This window comes from Pseudomonas sp. 21, assembly GCF_000955805.1.
Classification (GTDB): Bacteria; Pseudomonadota; Gammaproteobacteria; order Pseudomonadales; family Pseudomonadaceae; genus Pseudomonas.
On record NZ_JYOA01000002.1, the window covers coordinates 58,261 to 77,344 of the forward strand.

Annotated in this window: 19 protein-coding genes, 1 other RNA gene and 1 pseudogene; 12 read left to right on the forward strand and 9 right to left on the reverse strand. The window is 65.2% G+C overall.

The window, feature by feature from the left end:
• The first annotated feature begins 15 nt into the window (after positions 1–15).
• Both UB43_RS04660 and UB43_RS04665 read left to right on the forward strand, forming a co-directional pair.
• On the forward strand, positions 16–318 hold the full coding sequence (locus UB43_RS04660) for an HU family DNA-binding protein (protein ID WP_256204898.1): 303 nt from the start codon (positions 16–18) through the stop codon (positions 316–318).
• A 70-nt stretch (positions 319–388) separates the two neighbouring features.
• Complete coding sequence (locus UB43_RS04665) at positions 389–766, forward strand: hypothetical protein (RefSeq protein ID WP_045209079.1); 378 nt, start codon at positions 389–391, stop codon at positions 764–766.
• A gap of 6 nt (positions 767–772) precedes the next feature.
• Here the strand turns inward: UB43_RS04665 and UB43_RS04670 are convergent, their stop codons facing one another.
• Positions 773–1,141 (reverse strand): hypothetical protein, encoded by a 369-nt coding sequence (locus tag UB43_RS04670; protein WP_045209082.1) that lies wholly within the window; start codon positions 1,139–1,141, stop codon positions 773–775.
• Positions 1,142–1,393: 252 nt separating this feature from the next.
• On the opposite strand from UB43_RS04670, the gene ffs reads away from it, so the two are divergent.
• Positions 1,394–1,490, forward strand: an RNA gene (gene ffs / locus UB43_RS29035) — signal recognition particle sRNA small type.
• Between the two features lie 61 nt (positions 1,491–1,551).
• On the opposite strand, the gene UB43_RS04675 is transcribed toward ffs, so the two are convergent.
• Positions 1,552–2,274, reverse strand: a complete 723-nt coding sequence (locus UB43_RS04675) for an ABC transporter substrate-binding protein (protein ID WP_045209084.1) — start codon at positions 2,272–2,274, stop codon at positions 1,552–1,554.
• Positions 2,275–2,426: 152 nt separating this feature from the next.
• On the opposite strand from UB43_RS04675, the gene dnaX reads away from it, so the two are divergent.
• From dnaX to recR, 3 genes are all read left to right on the forward strand, one after another.
• Positions 2,427–4,595, forward strand: coding sequence for a DNA polymerase III subunit gamma/tau (gene dnaX, locus UB43_RS04680; RefSeq protein ID WP_045209086.1), 2,169 nt, complete (start codon positions 2,427–2,429; stop codon positions 4,593–4,595).
• A 178-nt stretch (positions 4,596–4,773) separates the two neighbouring features.
• Positions 4,774–5,100, forward strand: coding sequence for a YbaB/EbfC family nucleoid-associated protein (locus tag UB43_RS04685; protein ID WP_045209089.1), 327 nt, complete (start codon positions 4,774–4,776; stop codon positions 5,098–5,100).
• 128 nt (positions 5,101–5,228) lie between these two features.
• Positions 5,229–5,828 carry a recombination mediator RecR gene (gene recR, locus UB43_RS04690; RefSeq protein WP_045209090.1) on the forward strand — a complete coding sequence of 200 codons (600 nt, stop codon included), beginning with the start codon at positions 5,229–5,231 and terminating at the stop codon, positions 5,826–5,828.
• A gap of 61 nt (positions 5,829–5,889) precedes the next feature.
• On the opposite strand, the gene UB43_RS04695 is transcribed toward recR, so the two are convergent.
• The gene (locus tag UB43_RS04695; protein WP_045209091.1) at positions 5,890–6,333 is read right to left on the reverse strand and encodes a rhodanese-like domain-containing protein; all 444 of its coding nucleotides are present in this window, start codon (positions 6,331–6,333) and stop codon (positions 5,890–5,892) included.
• A gap of 93 nt (positions 6,334–6,426) precedes the next feature.
• Between UB43_RS04695 and ftrA the strand changes: the two genes are divergently transcribed.
• Together ftrA and UB43_RS04705 are read left to right on the forward strand one after the other, a co-directional pair.
• Positions 6,427–7,395 carry a transcriptional regulator FtrA gene (ftrA, locus tag UB43_RS04700; protein WP_045209093.1) on the forward strand — a complete coding sequence of 323 codons (969 nt, stop codon included), beginning with the start codon at positions 6,427–6,429 and terminating at the stop codon, positions 7,393–7,395.
• Between the two features lie 75 nt (positions 7,396–7,470).
• Positions 7,471–8,619, forward strand: a complete 1,149-nt coding sequence (locus UB43_RS04705) for an acyl-CoA dehydrogenase family protein (protein WP_045209097.1) — start codon at positions 7,471–7,473, stop codon at positions 8,617–8,619.
• A 6-nt stretch (positions 8,620–8,625) separates the two neighbouring features.
• Here UB43_RS04705 and UB43_RS04710 read toward each other — a convergent pair whose 3' ends face one another.
• Both UB43_RS04710 and UB43_RS04715 read right to left on the reverse strand, forming a co-directional pair.
• Positions 8,626–9,600, reverse strand: a complete 975-nt coding sequence (locus UB43_RS04710; RefSeq protein WP_045209099.1) for an AraC family transcriptional regulator — start codon at positions 9,598–9,600, stop codon at positions 8,626–8,628.
• Positions 9,600–10,133, reverse strand: a complete 534-nt coding sequence (locus UB43_RS04715; protein WP_045209101.1) for an OsmC family protein — start codon at positions 10,131–10,133, stop codon at positions 9,600–9,602. Before UB43_RS04715 ends, UB43_RS04710 begins: the two co-directional genes overlap by 1 nt.
• A gap of 183 nt (positions 10,134–10,316) precedes the next feature.
• On the opposite strand from UB43_RS04715, the gene UB43_RS04720 reads away from it, so the two are divergent.
• Positions 10,317–10,589: a DUF4242 domain-containing protein gene (locus tag UB43_RS04720; protein WP_045209102.1), complete on the forward strand. Its 273-nt coding sequence runs from the start codon at positions 10,317–10,319 to the stop codon at positions 10,587–10,589.
• A 28-nt stretch (positions 10,590–10,617) separates the two neighbouring features.
• Positions 10,618–11,430 (forward strand): class I SAM-dependent methyltransferase, encoded by an 813-nt coding sequence (locus tag UB43_RS04725; protein ID WP_045209103.1) that lies wholly within the window; start codon positions 10,618–10,620, stop codon positions 11,428–11,430.
• Between the two features lie 58 nt (positions 11,431–11,488).
• On the opposite strand, the gene UB43_RS04730 is transcribed toward UB43_RS04725, so the two are convergent.
• The 3 genes and pseudogenes from UB43_RS04730 to UB43_RS04740 all read right to left on the reverse strand — a co-directional run bounded on the left by UB43_RS04730 (position 11,489) and on the right by UB43_RS04740 (position 16,893).
• A complete protein-coding gene (locus UB43_RS04730) occupies positions 11,489–14,200 on the reverse strand; it encodes a hypothetical protein (RefSeq protein WP_045209104.1) in 2,712 nt (903 codons plus the stop codon).
• Positions 14,201–14,414: 214 nt separating this feature from the next.
• On the reverse strand, positions 14,415–15,305 hold the full coding sequence (locus UB43_RS04735; protein ID WP_045209106.1) for an SDR family oxidoreductase: 891 nt from the start codon (positions 15,303–15,305) through the stop codon (positions 14,415–14,417).
• Positions 15,302–16,893: pseudogene (locus UB43_RS04740) on the reverse strand (flavin-containing monooxygenase). The gene UB43_RS04735 and the pseudogene UB43_RS04740 overlap by 4 nt, the downstream one beginning before the upstream one ends.
• A 76-nt stretch (positions 16,894–16,969) precedes the next feature.
• On the opposite strand from UB43_RS04740, the gene UB43_RS04745 reads away from it, so the two are divergent.
• Both UB43_RS04745 and UB43_RS04750 read left to right on the forward strand, forming a co-directional pair.
• Positions 16,970–17,665 carry a TetR family transcriptional regulator gene (locus tag UB43_RS04745; RefSeq protein WP_045209108.1) on the forward strand — a complete coding sequence of 232 codons (696 nt, stop codon included), beginning with the start codon at positions 16,970–16,972 and terminating at the stop codon, positions 17,663–17,665.
• Between the two features lie 31 nt (positions 17,666–17,696).
• Positions 17,697–18,092, forward strand: a complete 396-nt coding sequence (locus UB43_RS04750) for a GFA family protein (RefSeq protein WP_045209109.1) — start codon at positions 17,697–17,699, stop codon at positions 18,090–18,092.
• Positions 18,093–18,239: 147 nt separating this feature from the next.
• On the opposite strand, the gene UB43_RS04755 is transcribed toward UB43_RS04750, so the two are convergent.
• A complete protein-coding gene (locus tag UB43_RS04755; protein WP_045209110.1) occupies positions 18,240–19,070 on the reverse strand; it encodes a metal-dependent hydrolase in 831 nt (276 codons plus the stop codon).
• Positions 19,071–19,084 lie beyond the last annotated feature (14 nt).

The following is a 19,084-nucleotide window of genomic DNA, read 5'->3' on the forward strand; positions in this document are numbered from 1 at the left end:
CATCAAAGAATCAAGATCAACGCATCAAGGAGTCAATCCATGCCCATGACCAAGGACCAACTGGTTCGCGATATCGCCGAATCCCTTGACCTGACCCAGGCCGCCGTGCGCGGCGTGTTCGAGCAACTGGCGCAGATCGCCCAGGACGCCCTGGAGAACGACGGTGAGCTGACCCTGCCGGGTATCGGCAAGCTCAAGGTCAGCGAGCGCGCTGCCCGTACCGGCCGCAACCCACAGACCGGCAAGACCATCGAGATCGCCGCGAAGAAGGCGGTGCGTCTGGTGCCCGCCAAAGCCCTGGTCGACAGCCTGAACTGATCGACAGGCCCGCTCCGGCCCCTGCGTTGCGATGCAGGGCGGGGCGGGCCAACGATTGACGGAGAGCTAGATGGACAAGGCAAGAAAGCAGCGCCTGCTCGGCGTCGGAGCACTGGTGGTGCTGTTCGGGGCCTACGTGGCCTGGACCGAGCGCCCGCAGATCGTCCTTCATTACGAAGGCGTGGGCGGGCCGGCAGTGAGCTACAGCTTCAAGGAAAACGGCGAGGAAGCCCTCGCTGGCGAGATCAGGCCGGGCGAAGCGCGCGCCTTCCCGCTGCGCCTGCTGCGTTCAGGCGAATACCGCGTCGCTTTCCAGTTTCACCAGGGGGCAGAGCGCTACTCCACCTTCAGCACCCGTCCGGGCTACAGCAAGATGGACCTGTTCATCGGGCCGAACCTGGAAGTCTCCACCCAGCCTCGGCCTGAAGGGTTGCTCCAGGGGCAGTAACGCCCGTTACAGGTACTCGGCCACCAGGACCACATTGCGCTGGTCCGCGACCACGCCACCCCTGGTGATCTCGCGGATCACGCTATCGGCATCGCCGTTGGTCCTTATACCTTTCCCCAGCGCCTTGCCGCGTGCGTCGGTCAGCCGGTAGCTCACGCTCGGCATCGCGCTGCGCGGCTCGTTCAGCATGATCGTCATGGCCCGGTTGCACTCGCTCAGGCGTACCCGCGCGCTTTTCGCAGTGACTTCGCTCAGCCCGACCTGGCAGGTAGGCTCGACCACGGCGCCGCTGAAGTGGATGACGCCATCGTAGGCCATCAGCGGGGCCGAGAAGAGCAGGGCAACGAGAGTGGTGGATCGCAGTGCAACGGGCATGCTGGCATTCCTCGCTCGGTCTTGGCCCGCCATTGAGCGACGGGTTCTTCCTATAGCGTCGGCACCGTTGGAATTTTCTGAATTGGATGCAGGCAAATTCCTCTATTGAAAAGGCAAATTCGTGATGAAGGTCAGGAATTGCATGGGGAACGTCGCTAAGTGCTTGAAGTGCTTGAAGTGCTTGTAAGTTGCGCTCAAGCCGCTACAATGGCGCGGCTCGCTGATCTGGCGAGCTTCTCGTGATGGTGGCCCTGTCGGTCCCCCCGCAACGATTACTCGCTTACCTGGTCAGGTCCGGAAGGAAGCAGCCAAGGCGGGGACATTGTGTGCCGGGGTGTGGCTGGCGGGGCCGCCTCCATTTCGGGGTCAGGAAAGTCCGCTGCCCCCATCCTGTCGATGCACCTGTCGCCTCAGCGATAGTGACCCAGGATTTCCTCGATCTTCCCTGACGCCTTGATCTTCGCCAGCACCGACAGCACCTCGTCGGCGCGGACTTCGGGCGCGTCCAGCACCATGCACGACAGCGGCGTTTCCTCGATCACGCTGGCGATTCTCAGGCGCTCCGCCTCGGGCAATTCACGGTTGAACCAGTTCAGCGCGAACTCGCTGCTGATCGCGTACTGATAGCGGCCGATACGTAGCTTCTTCAGCACCAGTTCCTGGTTGCGCGCGTCGTCGCGGGTCAGCCAGTGGCTGTCCAGCAGAGGCTGCAGGCGCGGGTAGTGATAGCCCAGCACGGTGCCGACGGACTGGCTTGGCAGGGTTTCCAGCTTGTCGGCCGGGGCATCGCGGACTACCAGCAGGTCGCGCTGCAGCATCAGCGGTGCAGTCCAGCGGTAGTCGTTGAAGTCGTGCTCGGTCCAGGTGCGCGACACATAGCAGCGCACGTCGACGGAGTGGCTCAGCAGGGCCTGCTCGATGCGGGCGCGGGGGACGATGTGGAAGGCAGCCGGGCGGCCCAGTTCGCGTGCCGTCTCGTTGAACAGCTCGAACAGGATGCCGCCGGTCAGTTCGCCGTTCTCGATCCGCGCCAGCGGCATCGCCCAGCTGTCGACCACCGAGAAGCGCAGGGGACGGTCGTCGGCCTGGGCGAGGGCGGTGGTCAGCAGCAGGGTGGTAGCGAGGAAGCGCATCAAGGCTCCGTTGATGGCAGAACGACTACACAATGCCGTGTAGCCCGGCCCTTGCCAAGATGCGACAACGACCGGTGCGGACATCGGGTGCAATTTACGGTCCGCTTCGCTAGGATTAGCGCACTTCTGCTCACCTGTCGCGATGGATTTCAATGAGTTATCAGGTTCTTGCTCGCAAATGGCGTCCGCGCTCGTTCCGCGAAATGGTCGGCCAGACCCATGTGCTCAAGGCCCTGATCAATGCGCTGGACAACCAGCGTCTGCACCACGCCTACCTGTTCACCGGTACCCGCGGTGTGGGCAAGACCACCATTGCGCGCATCCTGGCCAAGTGCCTGAACTGCGAGACCGGCGTCAGCTCGACCCCCTGCGGTCAGTGCTCGGTGTGCCGGGAGATCGATGAAGGCCGCTTCGTCGACCTCATTGAAGTGGACGCCGCCAGCCGCACCAAGGTCGAAGACACCCGCGAGTTGCTCGACAACGTGCAGTACTCGCCGAGCCGCGGGCGCTACAAGGTCTACCTGATCGACGAAGTGCACATGCTCTCCAGCCACAGCTTCAACGCCCTGTTGAAGACCCTGGAGGAGCCGCCGCCCCACGTGAAGTTCCTGCTGGCCACCACGGACCCGCAGAAACTGCCGGTGACCATCCTCTCGCGCTGCCTGCAGTTCTCGTTGAAGAACATGCCGCCGGAGCGCGTGGTGGAACACCTCACCCACGTCCTTGGCGCCGAGAACGTGCCGTTCGAGGACGATGCGCTGTGGCTGCTCGGCCGTGCCGCCGATGGCTCCATGCGTGACGCCATGAGCCTCACCGACCAGGCCATCGCCTTCGGCGAGGGCAAGGTGCTGGCCGCCGACGTGCGCGCCATGCTCGGTACCCTGGATCACGGGCAGGTCTACGGCGTGCTTCATGCACTGCTGGAAGGCGATGCCCGCGCGCTGCTGGAAGCCGTCCGCCACCTGGCCGGGCAGGGCCCGGATTGGGGCGGCGTGCTTGCCGAAATGCTCAACGTGCTGCACCGCGTGGCCATTGCCCAGGCGCTGCCCGAGGCGGTGGACAACGGCCAGGGCGACCGCGACCGCGTGCTGGCACTGGCCCAGGCGCTGCCGGCCGAGGACGTGCAGTTCTATTACCAGATGGGCCTGATCGGCCGCCGCGACCTGCCGCTGGCGCCCGATCCCCGCGGCGGCTTCGAGATGGTGCTGCTGCGCATGCTGGCGTTCCGCCCGGCCGATGCCGACGGCGCACCGAGGTCACCACTAAAGGACCTGGGGATCAGCAAGGCCACGGCTGATTCCAACCCGAACCCAGTGGCCGGCGCCGCCGTTGCGGCGCCGGTTGCATCCATTGCTCCGCCGCCCGTTGCGCCAGCGCCGGTCGCCCCTGTGGCTCCGGCCGCCGAGGTTGAAGCGGTCGTTGTCGCGCCGCAGCCTCAGGTGGCTCCGGCTCCGGCTCCGGCTCCGGCTCCGGCTCCGGCTCCGGCTCCGGTGGTGGAGGCTGCGCCTGTTGCTGCTCCCGCGCCGGTCGAAGCGCTGCCGGAAGTGGTCGTCGCCGCAGAATCTGTGGCTCCGGCCGTCGAGCCGCAGCCGCCGGTTGCCGAAGCGCCTGTGGACCTGCCGTGGGACGAACCCTCTGCACCGGTTGCCGCCGCTCCTGCACCGGTCGAGCCTGCACCTGCACCTGCACCTGCACCTGCAGCGGTAGAGGTAGAGGTCGCTCCGGCGCAAGCTGCTGCCCCGGCACCGGTGGAAATGCAGTCCCCGGTCGTGGCCGAAGCCCCGGCCGAGGACGATGATCGCGACGAAGAGCCGCCGCCCGCCGAGGACTACTACGAAGTCGACATGGAGTCCTACGGCTACCTCGAGAGCGAGGCGTCGCAGGAGCAGGCCGAGCCGGAGCCCGAGCCCGCTGCCATGCCTGCCACCGGCCTTGCCGCCGAGTGGCTGGACCTGTTCCCGCGTCTGGGCCTGGCCGGCCTGACCGCCAGCATCGGTGCCAACTGCACCCTGGTCGCGGTGGACGGTGACAACTGGCACCTGCACCTGGACCCGGGTCAGAGCGCGCTGTTCAACGCGACTCAGCAGCGCCGCCTGAATGACGCGCTGAACCAGTTCCACGGGCGAACCCTGACCCTGCAGGTCACCCAGCAGAAGCCCGAGCAGGAAACCCCGGCCCAGGCCGCTGCGCGCAAGCGCGCCGAGCGTCAGCGTCAGGCCGAGGCGTCGATTGACGCTGACCCGTATGTGCTACAGATGAAGCAACAGTTCGCCGCGGTCGTCCGCGACGGTACCATTGAACCCCTGGAGGCGAAGGCCTGAGAGCCAGTCCGCGACCTGCTGCGCGTCGGCAGAACGTTGTTGAAAGCAAGCGAGGGATGCTTATTTACGGGGTGTAAACTCCGCTCCCGCGCTCGCTTTCGCCTGGTTCTGCTCTAGCTCGCGAGGCCGCGAACAGGCTCTGACTTTCTCCACGACTGAACGAATCGAGGAACTCGACATGATGAAAGGTGGCATGGCCGGCCTGATGAAGCAGGCCCAGCAGATGCAGGAAAAAATGCAGAAGATGCAGGAAGAGCTGGCCAACGCCGAAGTGACCGGCCAATCCGGCGCCGGCCTGGTGAGCGTGGTGATGACCGGTCGCCACGACGTCAAGCGCGTCTCCCTGGATGACAGCCTGATGCAGGAAGACAAGGAAATCCTCGAAGACCTGATCGCCGCTGCGGTGAACGACGCCGTGCGCAAGATCGAGCAGAACAACCAGGACAAGATGTCCGGCATGACTGCCGGCATGCAACTGCCGCCCGGCTTCAAGATGCCCTTCTGATCCCGGCTCTCCCCCTGTAGGAGCGAGCTTGCTCGCGAATGCTCTTCCGGCCCGTGTGGCTGGGCGGGGTTCGCGAGCAAGCTCGCTCCTACAGTCGTTCTAATCCTCCGAAAACCCGAGACCGCCCCATGAGCTTCACGCCGCTGATCCGCCAATTGATCGATGCCCTGCGCACCCTGCCCGGCGTGGGGCAGAAGAGTGCCCAGCGCATGGCGCTGCAGCTGCTGGAGCGCGACCGCAGCGGTGGCCTGCGCCTGGCCCAGGCGTTGACCCAGGCGATGGAAGGTGTCGGTCATTGCAAGCAGTGCCGCACCCTGTCCGAGGATGAGTTCTGTCCGCAGTGCACCGACCCGCGCCGGGACGACAGCGTACTGTGCGTGGTGGAAGGTCCGCTGGATGTGTTCGCCGTCGAGCAGACCGGCTACCGCGGCCGCTACTTCGTGCTCAAGGGGCACCTGTCGCCGCTGGATGGCCTCGGCCCGGAAGCCATTGGCATTCCCGAGCTGGAGGCGCGGATCAGGGCCGGCAACTTCAGCGAGATCATCCTCGCCACCAACCCCACGGTGGAGGGGGAGGCGACTGCCCACTACATCGCTCAATTGCTCGGCGGCGGCGATCTGGTGCTGTCGCGCATCGCCCACGGCGTACCACTGGGTGGCGAGCTGGAACTGGTGGACGGCGGCACCCTGGCCCATGCCCTGGCGGGGCGCCGGCCTATCAGCAGCTGATAGCGCCAGCCAGAAGGACTCGAGCAAGGCCGGAGACACTCCGGCCTTGTTGTTTCTACGATCAACAGGCGCAACCGAGACCTGCTCCGTCCGTCCGCAGCGCTTCACCGGCCGCACCGACCAGCGCCAGGCCCTCGTCCAGCCAGCCGGTCACTCCGCCAATCATTTCCTTCACCGGCAGACCCAGTGCCGCGAGCTTCGCGGCGGCGCGGTGCACACCGTTGCAGTGCGGCCCGGCGCAGTAGACGACGAACAGGGTGCCCGGTGGGAACTGCGCCATGCGCCGCGCGTCGATCTCCCGTGTCGGCAGGTTCAGCGCGCCGGGTACATGGCTATGGGCGAAGGCGGCAGCGTTTCGCACATCAAGCAGGACGAAATCCTGTTCGCCGTTCTGCAGGGCGTGGTTGACGTCGGAGCAGTCGGTCTCGAAGGCCAGGCGATGGCTGAAGTGGGCAAGGGCGTCGGCGGGCAGGGCGGCCGGGAATTGGCTGACAAGGCTGGGCATGGCAAGGCTCCTGGGGAAGATGGCGCCACTGTATGCAGCCGCGAAAGCCGGCTAAAGTGGCGGTCTGGACAGTGATCGGAAGTTTTCCGCCAAATGCAGCGTGATCCCCTCGCAGTGGCCGTTCTCGCTTACGACGGCCTGTGCACCTTCGAATTCGGCATCGCCGTGGAAGTCTTCGGCCTGCCGCGCCCGGAGTTCGACTTTCCCTGGTACCGCCACCGCATCGTTGCCGTCGACCCCGGCCCGATGCGCGCCATGGGCGGCATCCGCGTGCTGGCCGATGGCGGGCTGGACGCGCTCGAAGCGGCCGGCACTATCATCGTGCCGGGATGGCGAGACCGCGCCGAGACGCCGTCCGCCGAACTGCTACAGGCGCTGCGCAAGGCCCATGACGAGGGCGCACGACTGCTGTCGATCTGCTCGGGGGTCTTCGTTCTTGCAGGAGCCGGCTTGCTCGACGGCCAGCGTGCGACCACGCACTGGCGCTATGCCGAGGAGTTGGCAGAACGCTTCCCCGCCATCGAAGTGGATGCGCAAGTGCTCTACGTCGACGCCGGACAGGTGATCACGTCTGCCGGCAGTGCAGCGGGCATCGATGCCTGCCTGCACCTGGTGGCGCGGGATTTTGGCGTGCAGGTTGCCAACACCGTGGCCCGCCGGTTGGTCATGTCGCCGCAACGCGGTGGCGGGCAGGCACAGTTCATCCCCGCGCCGGTGGCCCAGGCGCCCCGGCACGATCTCGCCGGGCTGCTGGAGTGGGCCCGTCAGGGCCTGGACCGATCCATCTCGGTGGGCGAATTGGCCAGCCGCGTGGCGATGAGCGAACGCACCTTCCTGCGCCGCTTCAGCGAAGCCACCGGCATGACGCCCAAGGCGTGGTTGCAGCACGAGCGTATGGCGCGCGCCCGTGAACTGCTGGAGGGCAGCACCGACAGCGTCGAGCGAATCGCCGAGCAATGCGGCTTCGGCACCGTTGAAAGCTTCCGCAACGCCTTTCGTGGCTCGGCCGGCGTGGCCCCATCGATTTACCGCGAGCGATTCGGGGCGGCGCATCTGTCCTAGCCGATGGCGGGTGTCTCGCCTTGTAAACCAAGCAAGCGCTCGGTAAGTTTCACCCAAACCGTCTGGAGCCTTGCCATGTCCGTGTTCACCGAGTACTTCGATGACAGCCACCGCCTGGTCCGCGACAGCGTACGGCGCTTCGTCGAGCGGGAAATCCTGCCCCATGTCGCCGACTGGGAGGAGGCCGAGGAGTTTCCTCGCGAGCTGTACCGCAAGGCCGGCGAGGCGGGCATCCTTGGCATCGGCTATCCGGAAGCGCTCGGCGGCAGTCACGAGGGTGACCTGTTCGCCAAGGTGGCGGCCAGCGAGGAGCTGATGCGCTGCGGCTCCGGTGGGCTGGTGGCGGGGCTGGGCTCGCTGGATATCGGCCTGCCGCCCTTGATCAAGTGGGGCCGCCCGGAGCTGCGTGAACGCATCGCGCCGCAGGTGCTGGCCGGCGAGAAGATCATGGCGCTGGCGGTCACCGAGCCTTCCGGCGGTTCCGATGTGGCCAGCCTGAAGACCCGCGCCGTGCGCGATGGCGACCACTACCGCGTAAGCGGCAGCAAGACCTTCATCACCAGCGGCGTGCGCGCCGACTACTACACGGTGGCCGTGCGCACCGGCGGCGATGGCTTCGGGGGCGTCAGCCTGCTGCTGGTGGAGAAAGGCACGCCCGGCTTCACGGTCAGCCGCAAGCTGAAGAAGATGGGCTGGTGGGCGTCGGATACCGCCGAGCTGTTCTTCGACGACTGCAGGGTGCCGGTGGAGAACCTCATCGGCGCCGAGAACATGGGCTTCGCCTGCATCATGGCGAACTTCCAGAGCGAGCGCCTGGCCCTGGCGATCATGGCCAACATGACCGCGCAGCTGGCGCTGGACGAGGCGCTAGCCTGGAGCCGCGAGCGCGAGGCGTTCGGCAAGCCGGTCGGCAAGTTCCAGGTGCTCAAGCACCGGCTGGCGGAGATGGCCACGCAAGTCGAAGTGTCCCGCGAGTTCACCTACCGCCAGGCGGCGAAGATGGCTGTCGGCAAGAGCGTGATCAAGGAAATCTCCATGGCCAAGAACTTCGCCACCGACATCGCCGACCGGGTGACCTACGACGCGGTGCAGGTACTGGGCGGCATGGGCTACATGCGCGAGAGCCTGGTGGAGCGGCTGTACCGCGACAACCGCATCCTCTCCATCGGCGGCGGCACGCGGGAGATCATGAACGAGATCATCGCCAAGCAGATGGGGCTCTGAGCGCTCTTACAGGGACGGGCGTGCGCCAGCGGCCTGGCTGCGTCGCCAGGCCGCTGGTGGGCAGCCGTATTCACGGCGAAAGGCGCGGCTGAAGGCGGTGTCTGTCTGGTAGCCGACGTCCTCGGCAATCCGCGCCAGCGGGGCGTTGCTGCCGCGCAGCAGGTTGGCCGCCAGCAGCATGCGCCACTGGGTGAGGTACTGCATCGGCGGGCAGCCCACCAGGCCGAGGAAGCGCTCGGCCAGCACCGAGCGCGACGTGCCGGCGCAGCGCGCCAGTTCCTCCAGGCTCCAGGGATGCGCTGGCGACTTGTGCAGTGCGCCCAGGGCGCTGCCGACGATGCGGTCGTGCAGCCCGGCCAGCCAGCCGCTGCGGTCTTCGCCCTGTTCCTCCATGTACAGGCGCAGCACCTCGATGAACAGCACCTCCGCCAGCTTGGCCAGCACGCCGGCGCCGCCGGGGCGAGGTGAGCGCGCCTCGGCCAGCGCATAGCGCACCGAGGACTCCAGCCAGGCGCCCGCGGCTGAGCCGCGCACGTTGACCTTCACCAGCGCCGGCAGCCCTGCGAGCAGCAGCCTCGCCAGCCGTGCGTCGCAGGCGAGGTAGCCGCAGACCAGGCGCGTCGTTGCGCCGCCGCCGCCATAGGCCAGCTGGCGTGGCCGACGAGCCAGCACCGCGTCCAGTCGCGCTCCCGTGGCGGGTGGGACGCCGGGTTGCGAGGCCATGCGGTGGGCGTGGCCCTGAGGGAAGATCACCGCGTCGCCGGCCACCAGTCGCACCGGCTCGGCCCTGCCCATCTCAACGAAGCATTCTCCCTCGGTGATGAGGTGGAAGATCACCACCTGTTCGGCGCCGGGCTCCAGCAGTTCGACCACCGAATCCGCCCGTGGCGATTGATAGCACCAGGGCGCGGTGAAGCGCGCATTGATGAAGATCGCGCCGACCAACCGGACCACGCGCAGGGTTTCCGACAACGCGTCCATCAGGGGGCGCTGCTGTGGATGTCCAGGCGCACCGGTACGGCTTCGGCGAGCGCACTGAGCATCGGGGAGACGCGCATGGCCTGCTCGACCATCTCGCGTACCTCGGCATCCGGGGTGCCCGGCACGCTGATGCTGACCCGCACGTGGATCGCCAGCGGGCCAGCGGAGATGCGCCGGCCATCTTCGCGGGGCAGCCCGAGCAGGCCGTGCAGGTCGGTGTCGCTGGTGACTTCCGCCTCCAGCCGCTGTGGCTGCATGCCGCGTTCGGCTGCCAGCATGGCGATGCGCGTAATGGCGCAGGAGGCCAGTGCGGCGCGCAGCAGCCAGCCCGGGCTGACGCGCTCGCCATCGCCACCCAGCTCCTGCGGCAGGTCGGTATGGATCAGGTTGCCGTCCGGATGGCGGGTCTGCGTCTTGCCGCCGCCTTCCCAGAGCGCGGTGGCGGGGACATCGCGGACCTGGGCGACGCCCGGCCGCTGGCGCACCAGGCGCTCCAGGCGCTGCTGGGCGGCGAGGATGGTTTGCGTGCTCATCAAGGGGCGCCTCCGGGACGAGGTTCTCAGTCGAAGTCTGGGCGCGAAAGCGAAGCCGCGGCGGGTCGCCGGACGATCGGACAGGCAACACCGACGCTGGAGCAGGACGCCTGTCAGGCCGCGATGCAGCATAAAGGTGCGGGATGTCGCGGTACCCGCATCAGCCCACCAATGGAGAGTGTCATGCCGAAGTTCGTCATAGAGCGCGAGATCCCCGGCGCCGGAGCCCTGACCGCCCGCGATTTCCAGGCCATCGCGCAGAAGTCCTGCAAGGTCTTGAACCAGTTGGGGCCGCAGGTGCAGTGGTTGCACAGCTACGTGGTCGCAGATCGCATCTACTGCCTGTACATCGCCCCCGACGAAGCCACCGTGCGAGAGCACGCGCGACTGGGCGGCTTCCCGGCCAATCGGATATCGCAGGTCGTCACCACCCTCGATCCGACCACGGCCGAATGAGGCGTCCCCGCGCCTGGAGAACGACAAGATGAATGCCCCTGTAGATCTCAATGCCCTGAAACAACGCCAGATGGCCACCTGGGCCAGCGGCGACTACGCCGTGATCGGCACCACCCTGCAGATTGTCGGCGAGCGCCTGGCCGAGGCCTGTGACCTGCTCTGCGATGAGCGGGTGCTGGACGTTGCCGCGGGCAACGGCAACGTCACCCTGGCCGCCGCCCGGCGTGGTTGCCGGGTAATGTCCACCGACTACGTGCCGCGATTGCTGGAACTGGGCGCCGAGCGCGCCCGTGCCGAACATCTGGAGGTGGAGTTCCGCGAGGCCGATGCCGAGGCGCTGCCCTTCGCGACGGGCAGTTTCGATGCCGTCGTCTCGACCTTCGGCGTGATGTTCACCCCGGACCAGACCAGGGCGGCGAGCGAGCTGGCGCGGGTCTGCCGCTCGGGAGGGCGCATCGGCCTGGCCAACTGGACGCCCGAAGGCTTCATCGGCCAGGTGTTCAAGGTGCTCTCCGGATACGTGCCGCCCGCGCCGGGCGTACGCCCGCCATCGGGCTGGGGGCGCGAAGAGTACCTGCATGAACTGTTTGGTGATTCCATCGGCGGGCTGCGCGCAACTCGCCAGACCTTCAACTTCCGATATCGCTCGCCGGCGCATTTTATCGAGGTGTTCCGCAACTGGTACGGACCGGTGCACAAGGCCTTCGCCAGCTTGCCGGAGGCGGACGCCACGGCGCTGGAGCGCGACCTCACGCAACTGCTGGAGCGCAGCAACAGTGCTGGCCCGTCTTCCCTGGTGATTCCCAGCGAATACCTGGAAGTGGTGATCGTGCGTCGTTGATGAGTGATCATCCCCACCGCCTATCGGGAGAAGGGCGGTGGGGAGAACTGGGGTTTCCTCAGCGGTTGTTGCTGATCACTACCTGCAGTGTCCCCTGGCGGTCATTGAAGTAGCTCTGATTGGTGAACAGATAATCGCCCACCTGGACATTCCGCTCTATCAACTGGCGCCCGGCTTCGGTGAGCTTGGGCTCGCGCAGCAGTGCTGCTCGCTCACTCTCGGTCACCTGGTGCACATCGGGGAATGTTGCGGTACTCCGAAGGCTGCCATCGAAGTTGTAGACCTTCATGGTTTCGGCGCGAACACCCGCCTGGTAGTCGGCCTGGGTGACAACCTGGTGAAGGAACACGTTGTTCCCGGAGGAGAAACCGTCCAGACGAACGATGCCCCTCGCGTCGCTGAGACCAAGGCGCATGATCGCGCCAGCGTTCCAGTTTTGCCCGTCGGGGGCCAGGCCCAGGTAGGAGCTGGTACCGAAGATCATCGTGCCGGCCTTGGGCTTGCCGGCGCCAAGCACGCTGACCTGTACCGACAACGACTTGTTGATGCCCACCAACTCGATAGTCTGCCCCGCGGTTTCAACCTCGAAGGGAACGCCCTCGCTGCCTTCCGACGGGCCAATGCGCGTGCCGCCGATTTCGACAGTGAAATCCCATCCACCGGGGCGCTCGTACTTCAGGGTGACGCCGTCGCCGTGGCGAAGCTGCCTGAACTCCAGCAGTTGATAATGGCCGATCGGCAGGCTGAAGCTCTTGCACTGGGCGCCGTCGACCCGGTGGATCCCTCCTATCAGTTTCGACTCGTCGACATAGCCGTCGGCACCCGTGATCTGGCTGTACTCGATGCCTCGTGCAATCACGCCAAAGGCATAGCGGATAGTGTCGTTGGGCAGGGAGTAGCCATTGGCGTCGGCATCCGGTGTGCCGGCCCAGAGCTTCTTGCATAGCCTGACGTTAGGCTGTTCGCTGTTATGGAGCTTCACCTTGAGCGTTCCCTGACGCTCATAGACGTAGTCGCGGGCTCCGCAGAGGTAGTCGCCTGCATGCAGACGTTGTCTGATCAGGTCACGCGCGGCGGCGTTGAGCTTCGGGTCGTGCAACAGTGCATCCAGGTCGGCTTGCGTCACGACGCGAACTTCGGGCACGTCGGTGATGAACCACGACGTGCCATCCAGCCGGAACACTTCCATTTGAGTGGCGCGCACGCCGGCTTCATAGTCGGCTTTCGGGATCACCTCGTGAATGAAGGCATTGCCGCCGGAGGTAAAGCCATCCAGACGAACGGTTCCCTGGGCGTCGGTAATGCCCACCCGCAGCACAGCGGCAGCGTTCCAGTTAGATTTGTCGGGGAATATTCCGAGATAGGAACTGGTGCCGAAGAACGTCACGCCCGGCTTCAGGCGGCCGTCAGCGTACTTTTCCAGCAGCACTGAAAAGGTTTTGTTGATGCCGACCAGGGAGATTTCCTGCCCGTCCTTGCCCACCTCGAACGGCACGGCATTTTCATCGCCGATGGCTTGCACTTCGACGCCATCGATCTCGACTTTGAATTGCCAGCCGCCCATCTTGGCGAACTTGGGTTGGTCGCCGTCGTGGCGAACGATAGTGAATTCATACAGGCGGTAATGACCCGGTGGCAACGAGAAGCTGTTGGTCTCATCGCCGCTCAGCCAGCGAACGCCTCCAATCAGGCGGCTTTCGTCGAGATAACCATCCTCTGCGGCAATGTCGGCGAACGAGGTATCCGCACCGACCACGCCGAAGGCGAATTGCATCGTCGAGCCAGGCGCGGAATAGCCCTTGCTGTCCGAGCCCGGGACATAGGCCCAGAGTTTCTTGCACAGTTTGACATTGGGTACGCCGCCATTGTTGATCCTGGCGGTGAGCGTGCCCTGGCGATCGAAGAAGCACTCCTGTGGACCGCACAGATAGTCCCCGGCATGCAGGTGTTGCCCGATCAGGTCACGCGCCGCGGCGTTGAGCCTGGGGTCGCGCAAGAGCGTATCGAGGTTAGCCTGGGTCACCTGCTGGGCCGGAAGAAAGCCACAACTGAACCACGCTGTGCCATCGGGGCGGAGCACATCCATCTGTGTGGCGCGGACTCCCGCCTCATAGTCGCTCCTGGGTATGACTTCATGGATGAAGCCGTTGCAGCCGGAGGTGAAGCCATCCAGGCGTGCGGTCCCCTGGTGGTCGGTCACGCCCATGCTCAGGATGGCCGAGGCGTTCCAGTTCATCGTGTCGGGGAATATGCCCAGGTACGAGGTGGTGCCGAAGAACATCACGCCAGGCTTCAACTGGCCGCTCGTGCGCTTTTCCACCTGCACCGAAAAGGATTTGTTGATGCCGACGATGGAGTGGCGCGGTCTGTCGTTGCGCACGTCGAACGGTACGGCGTTTTCATCGTCGATGGCCGGTACCTCGACGCCATTGATCTCCGCCTTGAACTGCCAGCCGCCCATCTTGGCGAATTTGGGCTGTTCGTCACCGTGGCGCACGACAGTGAATTCGTAGAGTCGATAGCGGCCGGGGCGAAGCTCGATGAAGAGGCTCTGGTCGCCGCTGATCCAGTGAATCCCACCGATCAGCAGGCTCTCGTTGAGGTACCCGTCTGCGGCGGCGATGTCGGCGAAACAGGTATCAGCGCCGACCACGCCGAAGGCAAAGCGCTGGGTTGGCTCTGGGGCAGAGTAGCCCGCGGTGTCAGAGCCAGGCGTATAAGCCCAGATTTTCTTGGACAGTTCTACCAGGCAGTAAGAATCAGTAACCATGAAGCACACTCCTTGTACAGACACTGGATTGATCGTCGCCACGCGAGACAGGCGCGTGGCTACAAGGGTTATCAACCAGATGTCGAGGAGTGGATATATGGTGCAGGCGCTGAGGGGTGTACGAAGGGTCCGAATGGATAGGGCTTTTGTCGCGAGCCGTTAAGACAAGCCCGCCGGACGGCAGGCTTGTTTCGACAGGGCGGGCCGCTCGATCCTAGTTGACCTCAGCGTTGCCTGCTTGTGCCTTGCGCTTGGGGCTGGGTGCAAAACGCTTGGCCAGCTTCATGCTGCCAGTGACCACCTTCTGGTACCAGACTGGCAGCAGGCGCAGCATCACGTCGATGGCGTGGGCATCCGGGCCGATCAGGATGCGCCGCGAATCGCGTTCCACGCCGCGAATGATCACCTGCGCGGCCTTCTGCGGGGTGGTACGCAACAGTTGGTCGTTGAACTGGCTGCGTGCCGCTTCGGCGTTCTGCCCGGTGACCTTGATCATGCTGTCGTTCATGCGCGCGGTCTTGGCGATGTTGGTCTTGATCCCGCCGGGGTGCACGCAACTGGCGGAGACACCGCCGCGCTCCATGTCCAGCTCCTGGCGCAGCGACTCGGTGAAGCCGCGCACGGCGAACTTGGTGGCGTTGTAGGCGCTCATGCCTGGCTGGGAGAACAGCCCGAACACGCTCGACACGTTGACGATGTGGCCGTCACCGGAAGCCTTCAGGTGCGGCAGGAAGGCCTTGGTGCCGTAGACCACGCCCCAGAAGTTGATGTTGGTGATCCACTCGTATTCTTCATAGTCGCTGGCCTCCACGGTACCGGCGTGGGCGACGCCGGCGTTGTTGAACACCAGGTTGACCTTGCCGTGCTCGCGGGCGGCCTTGTCGGCCCAGGCGTGCACCTGCTCGCGGTCGGCGACGTTCACGGTGTCGATGGATACGCGCACGCCGGTGGAGGAGAGCAACTGGCGGGTTTCCTCGAGGCCTGCGGCGTTCACGTCCGCCAGGGCCAGGTGGCAGCCGCGCGAGGCCAACTCGATCGCCAGGGCGCGGCCGATGCCCGAACCTGCGCCCGTGATGGCGGCAACTTTGTTTTCGAAGTTCTTCATGCCGGCACCTCTTCTGCGTGGCGTTGGGGTTGGACGACAGGGCTGGACAGCGGCTTGGACTTCAAATGATAGGCGCTGGGATCGAACTGGCTGGTCAGTGCGCGGAAGCGCCAGGTGAAGCCCGGCCACAGGGTGCAGTTGCGCCCGCTCACCGGGTGCAGGTACCAGCTCTTGCAGCCGCCGGTGTTCCACACGCTGTGGTTGAGGCCGCGCTGCAGCTTCTCGTTCCAGCGCTCCTGCACCTCTTGCTTGACTTCGACGCTCTGCAGCTCGCGACGGTCCATCAGCTTGATGGCGCCCAGCACGTAGGTGATCTGCGATTCGATCATGTAGACCATGGAGTTGTGGCCCAGGCCGGTGTTCGGGCCCATGAGGAAGAACAGGTTGGGGAAGCCGCGGGTCATGGTGCCCTTGTAGGCTTCCGGGCCGTTCTTCCAGGTGTCGAGCAGGTCCACGCCGTCCCGGCCGAACACCACGCCGCGAGGGATCGGGTCATTGGCGGTGAAGCCGGTGCCGAAGATGATCGCGTCCACCTGGCGCTCGCGGCCATCGCTGGTGATGATGCTGCCCGCCTTGATCTCGCGGATGCCGTCGACGATCACCGAGGAGTTGGAGGCCGCCAGTGCCGGGTAGTAGTTGTGCGACATGAGCACACGCTTGCAGCCGATGGTGTAGTCCGGGGTCAGCTTGCGGCGCAGGTCAGGGTCCTTGACTTGCTGGCGGATGAAGCGCTCGGCCAGCTTGCCCACCAGCTTCATCGCCCAGGGGGCGAAGGTGAAGCCCAGCACGCGACCTTCGAGCATGCTGTAGAGCGCGCCGCGCCAGAGCTTCTGCACCGCCGGGAAGTGGCGGAAACGCGCGCGTTCCTTCTCGCTGATGGCGCGGTCGGGCTTAGGCAGGATCCACGGTGCGGTGCGCTGGTAGAGATCGAGCTTGGCCACCAGCGGCTGGATTTCCGGGACGAACTGGATGGCCGAGGCGCCGGTGCCGATCACCGCGACGCGCTTGCCCTTGAGGTCGTAGTCATGGTCCCACTGCTGGGAATGGAAGGCCTTGCCCTGGAAATTCTCCAGGCCCTTGAGCGCCGGGATCGACGGAATCGACAGGGCGCCCATGCCCGAGACCACGGCCTTGGCGGTGTAGTGGTTGCCGGCGGCGTCGAACAGGTGCCAGAGCTGTTGCTCCTCGTTCCACTCCAGGCGCGCCATCTCGGTGTTGAGCAGCGTCTTGTCTTCCAGGCGGTACTTCGCCCAGCACTTCTCCAGGTACGCGCGGATTTCCGGCTGGCGGGCGAACATGCGCGTCCAGTCCGGGTTCGGCTCGAAAGAGAAGGAGTAGACGTGGGACTGCACGTCGCAGGCGCAGCCCGGGTAGTTGTTGACCCGCCAGGTGCCGCCGACGCCGGCATCCTTCTCGAACAGCAGGAAGTCGTTCTCGCCTTCCTGCTTCAGGCGGATCGCCATGCCGAGGCCGGAGAACCCGGTACCGATGATGGCGACCTTGCAGTGTCTGGGGGCAGTCTTTGGTTGGGTACTCACAACCGTACTCATGGCCACGCTCCTGTTATGATTATTGCTGGCGTATACAACTGTCTACGTGATTGAATGTAGACATCTGTATACCGCTGGAGCAACCAACCTTAGGTGGGGCCGGGTAACACACTCATGGAAATCGGACAGGAAGAACGGCCAGCGGAAGCCGCCGGCAAGCGCGCACTGATCGACGCGGCGCTGCGCCTGGCGGCCAGCCGACGCAGCCTGAGCAGTCTCGGGCTGCGTGAGCTGGCACGGGAAGCGGGGCTGAACCCGAACACCTTCTACCGGCACTTCGGCGACGTGGATGACCTGGGGTTGGCGATCATCCGCGATATCGCCACCCAGCTGCGCCAGCCGCTGCGCGAGCTGCGCCGCGAGGCCGCCGAGCGCGCTCAACCGGGGAAGGGCGTGGCCAGCGTGCCCTTTGGCCTGGACCTGGAGCGCGGCCAGCGCGTAACACGGGAGACGGTGCGGCTGTTCTTCGATTTCGTCGAGCGCAACCCGCAGGCCTTCATCATTGGCGTGCGTGAGCTGCACGGGCCGTCGCCGGTGCTGCGCAAAGCGCTGGCGCGGGTGATGGACGAGTTCGGCGAGGACATGGCCGAGGACATCCGCCAGTTCCATCTGCTGCCGGATGTCGAGGTGGGCGAGCTGGACCAGTTGTCGCGGCTGATCAGCCGGCAGTTGTTCCAGCAGTCGCTGGATTACCTGGAGCGCCCGCCGGAGTTGCGCGGGGAGGTCTGCGCCCTGGCCGAGCGACAAATCCTGTTGCTCTTCACCGGTGTCGCGGTGCTGCAGACCTTCGGCATGCTGGCTAGGCTGTGAGTCTTCTTGGGTTCATAGCGGGAGTTTCAGCATGTTGCCTTTGCCCCTGTTCGGCGGCTGCGCCTGCGGCGCGGTGCGCTACCGGGTGGATGCCGAGCCGGAAGAGACCGGTTACTGCCATTGCCGCATCTGCCAGAAGTCCAGTGCCGCGCCGGCGGTGCCCTGGGCGGTGATTCCACTGACCGGCTTCGCCTATATTGCCGGCGAACTGGGGATGTGGCGCTCCAGCGAGGACGGCGAGCGGCGCTTCTGCGTGAAGTGCGGTACGCCGATGGAGTTCCGCGTACGCGACGGCGAGACGGTGGGACTCAACACGGTGACCCTGGACGAGCCGGAGCTGATCGAACCGCAATGTCACGTCTGGTGCTCGTCGCAGCTGTCGTGGTTCGACACGGTGGATGATCTGCCGCGCCGGCAGGAGGGTTAGAGAGAGCGTAGGAGCGGACTTTGTCCGCGATAGGTTCGCAGCGCGCCGGAGATCATCGCGGACGGAGTCCGCTCCTACGCACAGATATCCATACGTGTGAATGAAAAACGCCAGGCAATGCCTGGCGTTTTCGTTGGAGCGTGAAGCTCAGCCGGCGAAATCCAGGGTTTCCTTCCAGCGGGTTTCCAGTGCCTTGGTGTCGTGGTCGAAGGGGTGGAAACCGGGGCGGAAGTAGTCCAGCCACGGGCGGATCAGGTTGACGAAGTAGCCGCGGCGCGGGTGTAGCAGTACACCCAGGCCATGCTTCCAGCTGCGCCAGTTGAACAGCTGGCCGTCGCGGCGCAGCAGGTTGATCTGGAAGCCGGCAATGACGCTGAGGAAGATCACAGTGGTCAGCAGCATCACCGCGGTGCGGGTGAAGTAGCCGCCATAGACCTGCTGGTAGACGTCGTAGGCCACCGCCTTGTGCTCGTTCTCTTCGACGGCGTGCCACATCCACAGTTTGTACATCTTGTCCGACTTCATCTGGCTGCTCAGGTCTTCACGCTTGAGCAACTGTTCGGCCATGGTCGCGGTGAAGTGCTCCAGGGCGCAGGTGATCGCCAGTTGGTGCTTCCTGGTGGTGACCTTGCTGATGGATTCGAGCAGCACCTTGATGCGCAGCTCCAGGGTTTCCAGGTCGATGCCGTGCTCGTCGGCGTACTCGTTGTAGGCCGCGTGCTCCTTGGAGTGCATGGCTTCCTGGCCGATGAAGGCGCTGACGTCCTTCTGCAGTTGCGGGTCCTGGATGCGCTCGCGCACGGCACGCACGCTGTCGACGAAGAACTTCTCGCCATAGGGGAACAACGAGGACAGGTTGTTCATGAAGTGGGTCATGAAGGGTTGCCCGTCCCACCAGTATTTCGGCGTTTCGCTGAAGCTGAAATCCATGCGGCGGACCGGGAAATTGGCGCGGATCGGCGTGGTGCTGGCGTTCATGACTAACTCCTTCT

What these genes read in the sequence shown, in the direction of transcription:
- ftrA (WP_045209093.1), top strand. Translation starts at nt 6,427, where the DNA reads ATGCAGCGTGATCCCCTCGCAGTGGCCGTTCTCGCTTACGACGGCCTG.
- UB43_RS04710 (WP_045209099.1), bottom strand. Translation starts at nt 9,600, where the DNA reads ATGGACGCGTTGTCGGAAACCCTGCGCGTGGTCCGGTTGGTCGGCGCG.
- UB43_RS04730 (WP_045209104.1), bottom strand. Translation starts at nt 14,200, where the DNA reads ATGGTTACTGATTCTTACTGCCTGGTAGAACTGTCCAAGAAAATCTGG.
- UB43_RS04670 (WP_045209082.1), bottom strand. Translation starts at nt 1,141, where the DNA reads ATGCCCGTTGCACTGCGATCCACCACTCTCGTTGCCCTGCTCTTCTCG.
- UB43_RS04720 (WP_045209102.1), top strand. Translation starts at nt 10,317, where the DNA reads ATGCCGAAGTTCGTCATAGAGCGCGAGATCCCCGGCGCCGGAGCCCTG.
- UB43_RS04665 (WP_045209079.1), top strand. Translation starts at nt 389, where the DNA reads ATGGACAAGGCAAGAAAGCAGCGCCTGCTCGGCGTCGGAGCACTGGTG.
- UB43_RS04725 (WP_045209103.1), top strand. Translation starts at nt 10,618, where the DNA reads ATGAATGCCCCTGTAGATCTCAATGCCCTGAAACAACGCCAGATGGCC.
- UB43_RS04745 (WP_045209108.1), top strand. Translation starts at nt 16,970, where the DNA reads ATGGAAATCGGACAGGAAGAACGGCCAGCGGAAGCCGCCGGCAAGCGC.
- UB43_RS04735 (WP_045209106.1), bottom strand. Translation starts at nt 15,305, where the DNA reads ATGAAGAACTTCGAAAACAAAGTTGCCGCCATCACGGGCGCAGGTTCG.
- UB43_RS04695 (WP_045209091.1), bottom strand. Translation starts at nt 6,333, where the DNA reads ATGCCCAGCCTTGTCAGCCAATTCCCGGCCGCCCTGCCCGCCGACGCC.
- UB43_RS04675 (WP_045209084.1), bottom strand. Translation starts at nt 2,274, where the DNA reads ATGCGCTTCCTCGCTACCACCCTGCTGCTGACCACCGCCCTCGCCCAG.
- UB43_RS04715 (WP_045209101.1), bottom strand. Translation starts at nt 10,133, where the DNA reads ATGAGCACGCAAACCATCCTCGCCGCCCAGCAGCGCCTGGAGCGCCTG.
- UB43_RS04685 (WP_045209089.1), top strand. Translation starts at nt 4,774, where the DNA reads ATGATGAAAGGTGGCATGGCCGGCCTGATGAAGCAGGCCCAGCAGATG.
- UB43_RS04705 (WP_045209097.1), top strand. Translation starts at nt 7,471, where the DNA reads ATGTCCGTGTTCACCGAGTACTTCGATGACAGCCACCGCCTGGTCCGC.
- UB43_RS04750 (WP_045209109.1), top strand. Translation starts at nt 17,697, where the DNA reads ATGTTGCCTTTGCCCCTGTTCGGCGGCTGCGCCTGCGGCGCGGTGCGC.
- recR (WP_045209090.1), top strand. Translation starts at nt 5,229, where the DNA reads ATGAGCTTCACGCCGCTGATCCGCCAATTGATCGATGCCCTGCGCACC.
- dnaX (WP_045209086.1), top strand. Translation starts at nt 2,427, where the DNA reads ATGAGTTATCAGGTTCTTGCTCGCAAATGGCGTCCGCGCTCGTTCCGC.
- UB43_RS04755 (WP_045209110.1), bottom strand. Translation starts at nt 19,070, where the DNA reads ATGAACGCCAGCACCACGCCGATCCGCGCCAATTTCCCGGTCCGCCGC.